Raw genomic sequence first — 14,833 nt, forward strand, 5'->3', positions numbered from 1 at the left:
CGGCCGAGATGGCCGTTTTTTTGCGTTCACATTCAATTTCTATTAATGACCTGCTCCTGGGACGTGGATGAACGTAGAGTAATAAGTAAAGCCAACGAAAAAGACTGTCAGATAGGCTCCAAAAATATACATGTACATGCGTTCAGAAATGTTTAAGTATCCAAGAAGAACGAAGAAGCCGGTATTGGCAACCATCAACAATGATACTTCTACCATATCGCCGACATAAAATAAAATTGCAAAGATTCCAGTCCACCATCCCATTAATTTAAACATATTATCCATGGGTAATCCCTCCTTTGCCACAATACAATAATCTCCTATTCATTATATAGGAAGACGAGTCTATGTGTAAACAAGGACTTCGGGCTAGTTTGTGACAAAGCGGTGTAGGTGTATCCATAAAGCGGTCTAAAGCTATAGGTACCTGCCCTGAAAGCCTGGATTTTAGGGCTTTGAGGCGTTCAAATAATTATTTTGGTATTTTCGATATTCAAAGGCCATCTGTGTGCTTATACTAATGGGGAACGGAGAGGCAGCCTCCGCTCGCAGACCCGGACAGGAGGTGACTATGCAAGATATCATTGAACGCCGATGCTTCGACCTATTGTATTCCGCCGTAGAAGAAAAAACCACCGATATCCACATCAGGCCAGAACCCCGCGATTACAGCATTACCTACCGGACGTACAACCATTTCAAGCCGGTGGCGAAAATCCCCTTCGATTTAGGCGATCGCATGATTGCTTACTTCAAATACCTCTCCCTTTTGGACATGAGCGAAAAACGAAAACCCCAAACCGGCTCATTCCATCTCCAGATGAATGGCCATACCCACCATTTCCGAATTTCCACATTGCCATCCGTGATGACGAAAGAAAGCATCGTCATCCGTGTCATTCCAGACAGCACAGCGTTATTTCTTGATGAATTGGCGGCATTCCGCGACTCGGCCAGGCTGCTCGAGAAACTTGCCGGCGAACGGCAGGGCTTGATGCTGCTGACGGGCCCGACCGGTTGTGGCAAATCCACCACTTTGTATTCTCTTCTGCGCCACTGTTCCGAACGGCTCAATCGCAATGTCATCACGCTCGAAGATCCAGTCGAGCGCCAAAACCCTGCTTTTCTTCAAATTCAAGTGAACGAAAAGTCGGGAATGAATTATGCGACTGGCTTGAAGGCGATTTTAAGGCATGATCCCGACATCATCATGATCGGTGAAATCAGGGATGCCGAAACTGCTGAAATAGCCGTCAGGGCCGCCTTGACAGGGCATTTGGTGTTTTCGACGATCCATGCCAGGCATTCGGTCGGCTGTCTTCACAGGCTCCATGACCTGGGGATTCCATATGAAGACATGCTGCAGACGCTTATCGGCATCGCGGCCCAGAAAATTGTGCCGATGTACGAGGACTTGCAGCAGCTCGAGACGAAGCATCGTGCGTTATATGAAATTCTGTGCGATTCAAGTTTAGCGGACGCCATCCGTTCAGCGAGACAGCAACAAGAGTATCAACTGCCGGAGCACTTATCGTTTGGTGGGCAGATCCGGGAAGGGGTGAGGATCGGTGCGCTTCATTCCGGTTTCGAGTTCTAGGCGCTTGCCGTTTCGCGAGCGCGCCCAGTTTTTGACCAGGCTTTCGGCGTTGATGTCGGAAGGCTATTTGTTTCCCGTCGCCATGACGCTTCTTTTGCCGATGCACACAGAACGTGTAGATGAAGCACTTGCAGGCATGGACCGAATCTTGAAGGGCGGCGGCAATGCTGCTGAAGTGCTGAAGTTTCTCGGGTTCCGCGAGCGCGTGCTGTTCCCGGTCGAGATTGCCGAGTTCCATGGCAAGCTCAGCGAAGCGATTCAAGGCATCGCTGCCGGATTCAAGCGGACTGAAGAAGTGCAGAAGAAACTTCGCAACATCCTCGTCTATCCTGTTTCACTATTGATTCTTACCGCCGCTTTGTTCTTATTTTTCAGGACCAATTATGTGCCCAATCTGACCGCTTTAATATCTTCGCTGCAGCACGGCGAAGAAGGTGCGGGGGTTCCGGTTTATTTGCTGCGCATTCCGGACATAGCGATCGCTGTTTTCACGGCTGCTGCGTTACTGGTTCTTGGCTTTCGTGAACACCTTAAACGACAGCCTGCCGAGCGCCAAATGGCGTTATTGATCAAGCTGCCGGTTATCGGGCCAGTTATGCGGCTTTATTGGTCGCAGCTCGCTTCTAGGGAGCTTGGCACGCTTTTGCATAGCGGAATTTCCTTGCAGGAAGCGCTAATCCTTCTGCGCAAGCAGCGCCATCACTCCATCATCAGCCAGATTGCTGAATCGCTTCACGACGAAGTCAAAACCGGTATCGCGCTGTCCGTTGCTGTGGACCGCCATGCATTTGCAGCGAACGATATGGCGGCATTCATCCGCCACGGGGAAGCAACCGGCATGCTCGGGAAAGAATTGGTGCTGTATAGTGAAGTGTTGCTCGACAGAATTGAACTGCAAGCCCAGCGTTCATTGAAAATCATCCAGCCCAGTTTCTTTGTGCTGATTGCCGTTTGTATTGTCGCCGCCTATTTGGCGATTCTCTTGCCGATGTATAATCTCGTCCATACGATATAAGGAGGAATACGATGAAACGATTAAAAAACCAACGGGGCTTTACGCTCATCGAAATGCTGATTGTCATGTTGATCATTACGGTATTGATCGCCATCGCCATCCCGAATGTCTCGAAACAGACTTCGGCTGTTGATGAAAAAGGCTGCAAGGCATTCGTCCAGATGGTCCAGGGCCAAGTGGAATCCTACCGAATGGATAAAAAAGCGGTGCCGGTGATGGCGGACTTGGTTTCCGAAGGCTATTTGAAAACAGGGGAAACGAGCTGCCCGAACGGAGAAGTGATCAATATTTCAGTTGACGGCGTGGTGAGCTCATCAAAAGCATCCTAAAAAGCAGTTCAGGCTTTACCTTAATTGAAATGCTGCTCGTATTGATGGCAGTCGGCATAAGCGCTTCGCTGGTTGTAGCTTCCGCTGCGCCGCTCGAAAAAAAGCGCGAAGAAGACCGGTTTTTTGCGTTGCTGGAACAAGACATCCATTATGCCCAAAGCCAGAGCTATTCACTCGGCACATCCGTAATTTTGGTTTTCAGGGACCACAAGCCAGGTTATGAAGTGATGTATGGCGTGACCCGCGCTGGGTATGTCAGGTCCATGCCGGAGTCGATTACCTTAAACGCATCCAGCAATCTGAGCAGAATAGACTTCTTATCTAATGGCTCAATCCACCAGCCAGGCACCTTGCGCTTTTCGACCAGCAGCGGTGAAAGGACGGTGACGGTCCATCTTGGAAAAGGGCGCGTGGTGGTTTCAAAATGACAAGGGCATCTCCATGGCGGAAACGATGCTCAGCCTGTTTATGGTATTTCTAGTCTTCGGTTCGCTCCTGCCGCTCGTCCATGATATGCAAGTGAGGCTCGAACTGAAAAAAGAGCGCCTCGCCGCTTATGAGACCTTGCACGAAGCGGCAAAAACCATTGCCGCTACAGGCAGTATTGAAGGCCAGCGCTCAGTAAACGGCATCTTGTATTCCTGGCAAGCTGATGGCCATTGTGTTGAGTATGTGGATTTTCAAGGAAAGCAGGTGCGTTTATGCATCGAGTGAACATCCGGTCGTCAAACGGGTTTACGTTTCTCGACAGCTTGTTGGAGTTAATGGCATTGTCGATCATGCTGCCGCTTGCCGCGATGTTTTATTTATTCAGCTCACATTTCCTGGTGAATCTGGATTCTGGTGCAACGGAGTTCCGGCTGTTTGCGCTGGAGCTGCAGCAGTATCTGGATGGCAGCGAACAAATTTACATCATGCGCGATGGAAAAGGTGTGCGTATTGTTCGTGAAGGGGTTGTTTACGATATCGAATTGTATGGCAGCGTTGTGCGCAAGCGAAAAGACCAGCTAGGTCATGAAATCATGCTAACCGATGTGAAAAACAGTTTTTTTCAGCTAGAAGACAAGCGTTTGACCATCCAGCTGGAGTTCCAAAGCGGCGCAAAAGAGGAGGCCGATTATGCGCTCTCGCTTCCTGATTAGCCAATCCGGCGCTGTCTATCCGCTGTCCCTCGTGTTCTTTCTGTCCGCATTGGCGCTGTTATCCCATATGGTGCTGCTTTATACGATTGAATATCAAACTTATGATGGTTTGGAAAATGTTCATAGAAATGCTACTATACAACTACTGATGGAAATTGGGCAAAATAAAATCCCTGAGTAGGGTAGTACGGGTGGGAACAATGAACAGAATATATTTGATCGGTTTTATGGGCTGCGGCAAAAGTGCGGTCGGCAGGAGGCTAAGTTTTTTATTGAAGATGCCCTATTATGACATGGACAAAGAAATTGTCCGTCAAATGGGCATGACGATACCGGAAATCTTCGAGCGTTTTGGCGAAGAATATTTCAGGAATCTCGAAACGGAATTTTTGCAAAATTTGCAACAGGATCATTGCATCATTTCTACCGGCGGCGGTGTCACAATGCGTAAAGTGAACCAGCGCCTCATGCGCCAGACAGGGCTCGTGTTATTCCTGGATGCACCGTTCAAGGAAATTTGGCGGCGCATCCATAAAGACCCGAACCGCCCGATCGTCAGGCGCTCGACGCGCGAGGAAATCGAAGCGCTCCACAAATCACGTTACCGTGATTACAAGCGGACGGCGCATATCACCATCCGGACCGAGCACCGCACGCTGCGGCAGATTACCCAATATGCTGCATTTCAAGTTAAACGCCTGAAAACGAATGATCAGCACGCATAATAACGAAACATTCGTGTTTGAAGCGTTAAGGTAAAAAAGATTGCGCTTTCGTCGTTTCAATGTTAGGATGTAGTCGAAGTTATACTATTCTGTATAGCGGGATGGACCAATTCAACATTGATTTGGGCGGATGATTGTACGGGGAGAGAACGCATTGGCGTCGCCGAAGGAGCAAATGATTAAATCATGAATCTCTCAGGCAAAAAGACTCGTACAGGACGCATCTCTGGAGAATGCTGACGATGTGCAGCTACCGATGAGGAAAGCCGTTACGGTAAACTTTCAGGTGCCAGGACAGAGAATTCCCTTTTATTGTAAAGGGGATTTTCTGTCCTCTTTTGTGTGCTTTGAAAACAGGAGGGAAAGAGATTGGGACAATTGAAGCGAACACCTTTGTTTGACTCGTATGCACGCTACGGCGGCAAAACGATCGATTTCGGCGGATGGGAATTGCCGGTGCAATTTTCTTCCATCAAGGACGAGCATGAAGCAGTCCGCACTAAAGCGGGGTTGTTTGATGTTTCCCATATGGGCGAGATATTCGTCTCGGGCCCGGACAGCTTGTCTTATTTACAGAAATTGCTGACCAATGATGTATCGAAGCTTCAGGACGGCCAGGCGCAATACACGGCGATGTGTTATGAAGATGGTGGCACGATCGATGATTTGCTCGTCTACAAACTCGAAGATGAGCGCTATTTGCTGGTGGTCAATGCATCGAATATCGACAAGGATTTCGAATGGATGCAAAAACATCGCGAAGGCGAAGTCGAACTTGATAATGCCTCAGAACGTTTTGGCTTGTTGGCGCTGCAAGGGCCGCTGGCTGAAAAAGTATTGGCTGCGTTGACGGAAGAAGATTTATCGGCGATCCGCCCGTTCCGCTTCAAGGACCAAGTAGAAGTCGCTGGGCAGCAAGTATTGGTGTCGCGCACCGGCTACACAGGTGAAGATGGGTTTGAAATCTACGGTAGCCCAGAAGCCGTTACGGCTCTATGGGACCGGATCTTGGAAACAGGTGAATCGGAAGGCGTCGTGCCGGCAGGACTCGGTGCACGCGATACGCTGCGTTTTGAAGCGGGCCTTGCGCTTTACGGGCAAGAATTGTCGAAAGACATCACACCGCTTGAAGCAGGCATCGGATTTGCCGTCAAATTGAAAAAAGACTCCGACTTTATCGGAAAACAGGCTTTAGTGGATCAAAAAGAAGCTGGGGTACCCCGCAAATCCGTCGGCATCGAAATGATCGACAAGGGCATCCCGCGCCATGGCTATGCAGTGTATAAAGACGATGAGAAAATCGGCGAAGTCACGACCGGTACACAGTCGCCGACATTGAAGAAGAATATCGGGCTGGCTTTGCTGGATGCTAAGCATAATGAGCTGGGCACGGAAGTGGATGTCGAAATCCGCAATAAGCGGCTTAAAGCAAAAATTATCGCAGCGCCATTTTATAAACGCTCTAAATAATCCGAATAAAGAAGGGGACTGCACACGATGAAACATCGCTATCTACCAATGACTTCCCAAGATGAAAAAGACATGCTCGAGACGATTGGCGTCCAATCGATCGACGAATTGTTTTCGGACATTCCTGAAAAAGTACGCTTTAAAGGTGAATATAACATCAAGCCTGCAAAATCCGAATCGGCCTTGACGAAAGAATTGGCACAGCTCGCCGGCAAGAACGCAGATTCTGTCCGGTATGCCTCTTTCCTCGGCGCGGGTGTCTATGACCATTACAAACCGATCGTTGTCGATCACGTCATCTCCCGTTCTGAATTTTACACAGCCTATACGCCTTACCAGCCGGAAATCTCCCAAGGGGAATTGCAGGCGATCTTCGAATTCCAGACGATGATCGCTGAACTCACCGGCATGGATATTGCGAACTCTTCCATGTACGACGGCGGAACAGCGCTCGCAGAAGCAGGCATGCTCGCAGCCGGTCAGACGCGCCGCAAGAAAATCCTTGTTTCCCGTGCTGTCCATCCGGAGTCGAGAGACGTTGTCCGCACTTATGCACTCGGACAGTCAATCGATGTTGTGGAAATTCCGCTCAAAGACGGCCGCACGGATATAGACGCCTTGAAAGAAATGATCGATGAAAACACCGCGACCGTCATGGTCCAATACCCGAACTTTTTCGGTCAAGTCGAGAACTTAAGAGAAATCGAACCGATCGTCCACGAAGCAGGCGCTTTGTTCACGGTATCGTCCAACCCTCTGGCACTCGGCGCACTTACGCCTCCAGGAAAATTCGGCGCAGATATTACCGTCGGCGATGCACAGCCGTTCGGCATTCCTGAAGCGTTCGGCGGGCCTCATTGCGGCTATTTCGCTGTAACGCAGAAATTGATGCGCAAAGTTCCAGGACGCCTTGTCGGCGAAACGACAGACGATGAAGGACGCCGCGGATTCGTCTTGACTTTGCAAGCGCGCGAACAGCATATCCGCCGCGACAAAGCGACATCGAATATTTGCTCGAACCAAGCATTGAACGCTCTGGCGGCATCTGTTGCCATGACGGCGCTCGGCAAGGAAGGCACGAAGGAAATCGCCGTGCAGAACATTACCAAGACCCATTACATGAAGCAACAGTTGAAGAAATCCGGATTCGAGATCGCATTCGATGGCGCCCATTTCAATGAAATTGCCGTCAAAGTCGGCTCATCGGTCAAGGAATTGAATGCGGCTTTGTTTGAAAAAGGCATGATCGGCGGCTATGATCTCGGCTTGAGCTATGACGAGTTGCAAGGGCATATGCTGATTGCGGTCACTGAGCAGCGTTCTAAAGAAGAAATCGACGCGTTTGTACAGGAAATCGATGCATTCGTGCGAGAAACGGAGGCTTCCCATGCATAAAGACAACCAGCCACTCATTTTTGAAATGACCAAACAAGGCCGTGTCGGCTACAGCCTGCCGGAACTTGATGTGCCGGAAGTAGACTTGACTGAATTGCTCGGCCAAGAGCTAGTACGCGAAGAGTTTGCGGAATTGCCGGAAGTCTCGGAACTCGACATTATGCGTCATTACACGGCGCTATCAAAACGCAACCACGGTGTCGATTCCGGATTCTATCCGCTCGGCTCGTGCACGATGAAATACAACCCGAAAATCAATGAATCCGTTGCCCGTTACTCTGGATTCGCGAACATCCACCCGCTGCAGGAAGAATCGACTGTCCAAGGCGCGATGGAATTGATGTATGACCTTCAGGAACACTTGAAGGAAATTACCGGCATGGATGAAGTGACACTTCAGCCGGCTGCCGGGGCACACGGTGAATGGACGGGTCTTATGATGATCCGTGCTTTCCACGAAGCGAACGGTGATTTCAACCGCACGAAAGTCATCGTGCCGGATTCTGCTCACGGAACGAACCCAGCTTCTGCGACAGTCGCTGGATTCGAGACAGTGACTGTTAAATCGAACGAGCACGGCCTAGTCGATTTAGAAGACTTGAAGCGCGTAGTCGGCGACGACACCGCGGCACTCATGCTGACAAACCCGAACACGCTCGGCCTTTTTGAAGAAGATATCCTTGAAATGGCATCGATCATCCACAAAGTCGGCGGCAAGCTTTACTACGACGGGGCGAACTTGAACGCCGTCATGTCAAAAGCACGCCCTGGCGACATGGGCTTTGACGTTGTCCATTTGAACTTGCACAAAACCTTCACAGGCCCGCACGGCGGCGGCGGCCCAGGATCTGGCCCGGTTGGCGTCCAAGCGGACCTGATCCCGTATTTGCCGAAGCCGATCCTCATCAAGACCGATGAAGGCTATACATTCGATTACGACCGCCCTGAATCCATCGGACGCGTCAAGCCGTTCTATGGCAACTTCGGCATCAATGTCCGTGCCTATACGTATATCCGCACAATGGGGCCGGACGGCTTGAAGAAAGTCACTGAATATGCCGTATTGAACGCCAACTATATGATGAGAAGGCTCGCGCCTCATTTCGATTTGCCGTACGACCGCCATTGCAAGCATGAGTTTGTGTTGAGCGGCCGCCGCCAGAAGAAACTCGGCGTCAGAACGCTCGACATGGCGAAGCGCCTGCTCGACTTCGGTTACCATCCGCCGACGATTTACTTCCCGCTTAATGTGGAAGAAGGCATGATGATCGAGCCGACCGAGACGGAATCGAAAGAAACGCTGGATGACTTTATCGATGCAATGATTCAGATTGCTCGTGAAGTGGAAGAAAATCCGGAGATCGTCCAAAATGCGCCGCATACGACGGTCATTAACCGGCTGGATGAAACGAAAGCAGCCCGCAAGCCGGTTCTTCGTTACCAGAAACCGACAGACAGCGAGTGACATAAAAAAACCCCGGAAGCATTTGCTTCCGGGGTTTTTGATTATTTGGATTTGATTTTGCCTGTCCATTTTTTGAAGCCGCCCTGCAATTGGAACAATTGCTCATAGCCTTTTTTCTTCAGGAACAATGCAACGCGTCCGCTTCTTGCCCCGTTCTGGTCGTACAGATAGACCGGTTTGTCGGCGCGGATTTCCTTGTAGCGCTGACGCAATTGCGATTGCGGGATGTTGCGCGCCCCGAGGATATGGCCGGCTGCGAAATCTTTAGGTTCCCGGACATCGATGAGCTGCGCTTTTCGGTAGCCTTGGATAAATTCTTCCTGGTTGAGATCGGTGACCGCTTTGCGGATGCGGAGGAAGGAGACGACCGCAAAAATGAGGATGGCGATGACGACACCCAATGTGATATACAATAATTCCACTGTTCTTGCCCCTTTCTATACTTACTCATTATAAGAGATAAGGTGACGGATATTCAATGGCTATGTTACAGTAATCGGGGCAAATCAGAGGCAATCCTGTGAAGCCTGCGGGCAGGAAGCGTGCTGCAGCTGGACTTTCAGTTGTCAAGTGCTTTCAACAGGAAATTACATCGATTTTTGCGCTGATTTATGCGAACATACGTGTCTTTCGTCTCATTTTAACAAAAGCCAAATCGCGAAACCCTTGTCATTGCTCGGTTATCTGCCGAGTCGAATTTTCCATCAGAAAAATGTCATTGCGAGTGAGTTTCAATATATAGTATCATGGGAATTGTAATAATACTATATATAGTGTTAACTCCATATAATATAAAGGAGGATTTGTCAAATGGTTTCCGCCACACAATCCGAATATACATTAAACGTCGAGTCCCTGAACAAAGACATTGAAGCTTTCCCGCAAGTCCACGCGGTAACGAAGGACATGAAGAAAACCCATAAAGGCGTATCCCGCCTGGTCATGATCGACCGCTATTCCTTCAAGGACACGAGCAAAAGCACATTGAAGCCGGGCGATTTCGTCGTGTTGACGGTCAAAGAAGACCCGAAATTCCCAGCACGCGGCCTCGGATATATCGTCTCGATCGACCAAGATGCGAACAAAGCACGCGTGTGGATCGAAGAAGATTACCGCAGCGCCATTGACAACCCTGAAGAAGTAGAACAAGGCATCGTCAACCGGCCGATCGATGTTATCGAAAAACCGCTCGAAGTATTTTACGAGCAAATCGCCAAACGCAATGCCACTGGCCTTTCTGCAGTCGAGAAAACCCCTGAAAAACAAAGCGAATGGTTCACGAAATTCTACGAGCAGCTCGTCAACTTGAATTTCGTCCCGGCTGGCCGTGTGCTGTACGGAGCAGGCGCTGACACCGATGTCACGTATTTCAACTGCTACGTCATGCCATTTGTCGCCGATTCGCGCGAAGGCATCTCAGACCATCGCAAGCAAGTGATGGAAATCATGAGCCGCGGAGGCGGTGTCGGGACGAACGGATCGACTCTTCGCCCGCGCAATACACTCGCTCGTGGCGTCAACGGCAAATCATCCGGTTCTGTATCGTGGCTTGACGATATCGCGAAACTGACGCATCTGGTCGAACAAGGCGGTTCACGCCGCGGCGCCCAGATGATCATGCTTGCTGACTGGCATCCGGATATTGCGGAATTCATCATTTCCAAAATGCAAAACCCGCGTATTTTGCGTTATTTGATCGAAAACACAGAAGACGAAACGATCAAACGCCTGGCGAACGATAAATTGAAATTCAAACCTTTAACTGAGCAGGAAGAAGCGATGTACCAAGGCTTGCTCAACTACCGGACCATTCCGGGCATGGGCGGATTCAACGAAAAAATCATGCGCGATGCAGAAACGAAACTGCGCGACGGCGGCACATTCTCTGTTCATAATGAAGAATTCCTCACTGGTGCGAATATTTCTGTCACCTTGACGAAAGACTTCATGGAAGCAGTCGAAAAAGACGAAGATTTCGAATTACGCTTCCCGGCAGTTGAATCTTATTCAAAAGAAGAGATGGCGGTCTATAACGAAGAATGGCATAAGATCGGCGATGTCCGCGATTGGGAAAAAATGGGCCATAAAGTCCGCACATACCGCGTGATCAAAGCACGCGAATTATGGAACTTGATCAATGTATGCGCGACCTATTCCGCAGAACCCGGCATCTTCTTCATCGATAATGCCAATGAAAAAACGAATGCCACTGCATACGGTCAAAAAGTCGTAGCGACGAACCCGTGCGGTGAACAACCGCTTGCGCCTTATTCCGTGTGCAACTTGGCGGCTGTCAACTTGGCACGCTTTGCTGATCCGAAAACGAAGCAAGTCGATTTTGAAGCCCTCAAAGAAACGGTCCGCGTCGGCGTGCGCATGCAAGACAACGTCATCGATGCAACTCCTTATTTCCTGGAAGAAAACCGCATCCAGGCACTCGGCGAACGCCGTGTAGGGCTTGGCGTCATGGGCCTTGCCGATTTGCTCATCTATTCGGACCGTGAATACGGCTCTCCAGAAGGCAACGAGCTGGTCGATGAGATCTTCAAGACGATTGCAGTCGCAGCTTATGAAGCTTCTACAGAGCTCGCTGAAGAACGCGGCAGCTTCCCGTTCTTAGTCGGCGAAACAGATGCAGAAACGGAGAACTTGCGCCGTGCATTTACCGAAACCGGCTTTATGCAAGGGATGCCGGAAGAAATCCGCCAAGCGGTGCTCGACAAAGGGATCCGCAACTCCCATCTATTGACGGTTGCGCCGACAGGCTCGACTGGCACGATGGTTGGCGTATCGACAGGCTTGGAACCATATTATTCATTTACTTATTACCGCAGCGGGCGCCTCGGGAAATTCATCGAAGTAAAAGCGGATATCGTCCGTGAATACTTGAAGAACAACCCGGACGCAGATGAAGAGAATTTGCCGCAGGCGTTCATCACGTCAATGGACCTCGCACCTGAAGCACATGCCGATGTCCAGTGCATCATCCAGCGCTGGATCGATTCCTCGATCTCAAAAACGGTCAACGCACCGAAGGGCTATACCGTCGAACAGGTTGAAGGCGTTTATGAGCGTCTCTACAAAGGCGGTGCCAAAGGCGGCACAGTCTACGTCGACGGCAGCCGTGATTCACAAGTGCTGACATTAAAAGCTGAAGACAATACTTTCGAAGAAGACCACAAGGAAGAAGACACTGGCAAGCGCCCGGTAGTCTTGATCGACACGATCCAAGACTTGCGCTCGACCAATGTCACGATCGGATCGGAAGTAGGCAATACCTGCCCTGTCTGCCGTAAAGGGACAGTGGAAGAAATGGGCGGATGCAATACATGCACGAACTGTGCAGCCCAATTGAAATGCGGACTGTAACAAAAAACTTCATATAGCCGGAGCCATATCCTCCAGTGACAAAAAGCGGAAGCCAAAATAGGCTTCCGCTTTTTTTATGTCTGCTCTTAAGCCCGTCTTCTGGCTTGCCGCGAATTGATCGTATGCTAAAATGGAAAAGGAAAGCCAAGAAAGGGGTGCAAGGGCATGAGAGTCCTGGTGTTGAACGGTCCCAATTTAAACCGTCTCGGCAAACGCGAAAAACAAGCGTACGGAAGCTTTACATTGCAGGAGCTGGAGCAGGAACTGGCGGATTTCGCAGAAAGTGAAGGCTTTGAGCTGATCTGCCGGCAGTCCAATCACGAAGGCGAACTGATCGACTGGATCCACGGTGCTGACGATGATGCCATTTCCGGCATCGTTCTAAATGCCGGTGCCTATACGCATACGAGCATCGCGATACGCGACGCCATCGCATCGGTCCAAGTGCCGGTCGTTGAAGTACATATTTCCAATATCCATGCACGTGAAGAGTTCCGCCACCATTCCCATATCGCGCCGGTAGCCATCGGGCAAATCGCCGGCTTCGGCAAGGACGTCTATCGGCTGGGGCTCCAGTCGCTCTTGCTTCGACAACAGAAAGGATGAAACTGATGAAATTGATGAAACTGCGCGAACAAATGCAAAAGCGGGAACTGGATTCCCTGCTGGTGACAAATCCGTACAATCTTCGTTTTATTACAGGCTTCACCGGAACGGCTGGGCTTGCGCTCATCACGCCGAATGATGCTTGGTTCATTACCGATTTCCGATACACGGAACAGGCAGGGGAGCAAGTTAAGGAATTCAAAGTGGTCCAAGCGCAAAAAGGCTTGCTTGACGAAGTGGCACGCATCGCTAAGGAAGCGGCAGTCGAGCGATTGGCATTCGAACAGGATTATATGACCTTTGCCACATATTCGCAGTATCAGGAAAAATTATCTGCTACGCTCGAACCGGTCAGCGGGCTGATCGAAAAGCTGCGCATGGTGAAATCTCCTGAAGAACTAGAAGTGCTGAAAGCGGCAGCCAAGATTGCTGACGATGCGTTCGAACACATCTGCTCTTACATCAAGGCGGGAATGACAGAACTGGAAGTTTCGAATGAACTGGAATTCTTCATGCGTTCACAAGGCGCAACTTCTTCTTCGTTCGACATCATCGTCGCATCGGGCTTGCGCTCGGCATTGCCGCATGGCGTAGCATCCAATAAGAAAATCGAACAAGGCGACTTGATCACGCTCGATTTCGGCGCCTTGTACAATGGCTATGTATCGGACATCACGCGCACGGTGGCAGTCGGCGAACCGTCTGACAAGCTTAAGGAAATATATCAAGTGGTCTTGGATTCACAAGTGCTGGCGCTGGAGAAAATCAAGCCGGGCATGACGGGAATCGAAGCGGATGCCATCGCACGCGATTACATCAAGTCAAAAGGCTACGAGGAAGCGTTCGGGCATTCAACCGGCCACGGCATTGGTCTCGAGGTCCACGAAGGGCCAGGGCTGTCGTTCCGTTCGGAAACTGTACTTGAACCCGGAATGGCTGTCACAGTTGAACCGGGCATCTATTTGCCGGGAATTGGCGGAGTGCGCATAGAAGATGATATACTGATTACCGAAACGGGGAATGAGCGCTTGACGCATTCTTCAAAAGAGCTTCGCATTTTATAACAAACGGAGGAACTATTACTATGATTTCAGTAAACGATTTTAAAACAGGATTGACCATCGAAGTGGATAACGATATTTGGCGCGTGATGGAATTCCAGCACGTCAAACCGGGCAAAGGTGCGGCATTCGTCCGTTCGAAGCTCCGTAACTTGCGCACGGGAGCGGTCAATGAAAAAACATTCCGCGCCGGTGAAAAAGTCGCGAAAGCGCAAATCGATAACCGTAAAATGCAGTATTTGTATTCGAATGGCGATATGCACGCATTCATGGATACAGAAACTTACGACCAGATCGAATTGCCGGAAAAGAGCATCGCCTATGAGTTGAAATTCCTGCAGGAAAACATGGATGTACAAGTCATCCAATACCACGGCGAAGTGCTGGGCGTCGAATTGCCGAACACAGTTGTCTTGGAAGTGGCTGAAACAGATCCAGGCATCAAAGGAGACACAGCAAGCGGCGGATCGAAACCGGCGATTCTGACAACAGGGCTTTCTGTCCAGGTGCCATTCTTCATCAACCAAGGGGATAAACTAATCATCAATACGACCGATTCTTCATACGTCTCGCGTGCGCAATAAGTAGGAAAGGCCTCTTTTAAGGGGCCTTTTTTTAAAATGTCGGCCTTGCTATTTCAAAATGATTCAAAAAAGTCT

General features: G+C 49.9%; 17 protein-coding genes and 1 riboswitch. Of the genes, 15 read left to right on the forward strand and 2 right to left on the reverse strand.

Annotated features, from left to right (window positions below):
• Positions 1 to 42: 42 nt before the first annotated feature.
• Positions 43 to 285: a DUF2626 domain-containing protein gene (locus ON064_RS00840; RefSeq protein WP_058380895.1), complete on the reverse strand. Its 243-nt coding sequence runs from the start codon at positions 283 to 285 to the stop codon at positions 43 to 45.
• Between the two features lie 286 nt (positions 286 to 571).
• Between ON064_RS00840 and comGA the strand changes: the two genes are divergently transcribed.
• From comGA to gcvPB, 11 genes are all read left to right on the forward strand, one after another.
• Entirely contained in the window at positions 572 to 1,597 is a 1,026-nt protein-coding gene (gene comGA / locus ON064_RS00845; RefSeq protein ID WP_274623220.1) for a competence type IV pilus ATPase ComGA, read from the forward strand.
• The gene (gene comGB / locus ON064_RS00850) at positions 1,569 to 2,612 is read left to right on the forward strand and encodes a competence type IV pilus assembly protein ComGB (RefSeq protein WP_274623221.1); all 1,044 of its coding nucleotides are present in this window, start codon (positions 1,569 to 1,571) and stop codon (positions 2,610 to 2,612) included. Before comGA ends, comGB begins: the two co-directional genes overlap by 29 nt.
• An 11-nt stretch (positions 2,613 to 2,623) precedes the next feature.
• The gene (comGC, locus tag ON064_RS00855) at positions 2,624 to 2,941 is read left to right on the forward strand and encodes a competence type IV pilus major pilin ComGC (protein ID WP_058380892.1); all 318 of its coding nucleotides are present in this window, start codon (positions 2,624 to 2,626) and stop codon (positions 2,939 to 2,941) included.
• Positions 2,935 to 3,369 (forward strand): competence type IV pilus minor pilin ComGD, encoded by a 435-nt coding sequence (comGD, locus tag ON064_RS00860; RefSeq protein ID WP_274623258.1) that lies wholly within the window; start codon positions 2,935 to 2,937, stop codon positions 3,367 to 3,369. The genes comGC and comGD overlap by 7 nt, the downstream gene beginning before the upstream one ends.
• 13 nt (positions 3,370 to 3,382) lie before the next feature.
• On the forward strand, positions 3,383 to 3,655 hold the full coding sequence (locus tag ON064_RS00865; protein ID WP_274623222.1) for a hypothetical protein: 273 nt from the start codon (positions 3,383 to 3,385) through the stop codon (positions 3,653 to 3,655).
• On the forward strand, positions 3,643 to 4,083 hold the full coding sequence (locus tag ON064_RS00870) for a ComGF family competence protein (protein WP_274623223.1): 441 nt from the start codon (positions 3,643 to 3,645) through the stop codon (positions 4,081 to 4,083). Before ON064_RS00865 ends, ON064_RS00870 begins: the two co-directional genes overlap by 13 nt.
• Positions 4,061 to 4,264 (forward strand): hypothetical protein, encoded by a 204-nt coding sequence (locus ON064_RS00875; protein ID WP_274623224.1) that lies wholly within the window; start codon positions 4,061 to 4,063, stop codon positions 4,262 to 4,264. The genes ON064_RS00870 and ON064_RS00875 overlap by 23 nt, the downstream gene beginning before the upstream one ends.
• Before the next feature lie 19 nt (positions 4,265 to 4,283).
• Entirely contained in the window at positions 4,284 to 4,808 is a 525-nt protein-coding gene (locus ON064_RS00880; protein ID WP_101190250.1) for a shikimate kinase, read from the forward strand.
• 130 nt (positions 4,809 to 4,938) lie between these two features.
• Positions 4,939 to 5,029: riboswitch (glycine riboswitch) on the forward strand.
• Between the two features lie 148 nt (positions 5,030 to 5,177).
• Complete coding sequence (gene gcvT / locus ON064_RS00885; RefSeq protein ID WP_274623225.1) at positions 5,178 to 6,278, forward strand: glycine cleavage system aminomethyltransferase GcvT; 1,101 nt, start codon at positions 5,178 to 5,180, stop codon at positions 6,276 to 6,278.
• A 27-nt stretch (positions 6,279 to 6,305) separates the two neighbouring features.
• Positions 6,306 to 7,673, forward strand: coding sequence for an aminomethyl-transferring glycine dehydrogenase subunit GcvPA (gcvPA, locus tag ON064_RS00890; protein ID WP_274623226.1), 1,368 nt, complete (start codon positions 6,306 to 6,308; stop codon positions 7,671 to 7,673).
• The gene (gcvPB, locus tag ON064_RS00895; protein ID WP_274623227.1) at positions 7,666 to 9,138 is read left to right on the forward strand and encodes an aminomethyl-transferring glycine dehydrogenase subunit GcvPB; all 1,473 of its coding nucleotides are present in this window, start codon (positions 7,666 to 7,668) and stop codon (positions 9,136 to 9,138) included. The genes gcvPA and gcvPB overlap by 8 nt, the downstream gene beginning before the upstream one ends.
• 41 nt (positions 9,139 to 9,179) lie before the next feature.
• On the opposite strand, the gene ON064_RS00900 is transcribed toward gcvPB, so the two are convergent.
• Positions 9,180 to 9,560, reverse strand: coding sequence for a rhodanese-like domain-containing protein (locus tag ON064_RS00900; protein WP_058380884.1), 381 nt, complete (start codon positions 9,558 to 9,560; stop codon positions 9,180 to 9,182).
• 388 nt (positions 9,561 to 9,948) lie between these two features.
• Between ON064_RS00900 and ON064_RS00905 the strand changes: the two genes are divergently transcribed.
• From ON064_RS00905 to efp, 4 genes are all read left to right on the forward strand, one after another.
• A complete protein-coding gene (locus ON064_RS00905) occupies positions 9,949 to 12,507 on the forward strand; it encodes a vitamin B12-dependent ribonucleotide reductase (RefSeq protein WP_121299953.1) in 2,559 nt (852 codons plus the stop codon).
• 165 nt (positions 12,508 to 12,672) lie between these two features.
• A complete protein-coding gene (aroQ, locus tag ON064_RS00910; RefSeq protein ID WP_274623228.1) occupies positions 12,673 to 13,113 on the forward strand; it encodes a type II 3-dehydroquinate dehydratase in 441 nt (146 codons plus the stop codon).
• A gap of 5 nt (positions 13,114 to 13,118) precedes the next feature.
• A complete protein-coding gene (locus tag ON064_RS00915) occupies positions 13,119 to 14,177 on the forward strand; it encodes a M24 family metallopeptidase (RefSeq protein ID WP_274623229.1) in 1,059 nt (352 codons plus the stop codon).
• A gap of 20 nt (positions 14,178 to 14,197) precedes the next feature.
• Positions 14,198 to 14,758, forward strand: a complete 561-nt coding sequence (gene efp, locus ON064_RS00920) for an elongation factor P (protein ID WP_121299947.1) — start codon at positions 14,198 to 14,200, stop codon at positions 14,756 to 14,758.
• The last annotated feature ends 75 nt before the right edge of the window (positions 14,759 to 14,833 follow it).

This window comes from Planococcus sp. A6, assembly GCF_028823615.1.
GTDB lineage: Bacteria > Bacillota > Bacilli > Bacillales_A > Planococcaceae > Planococcus.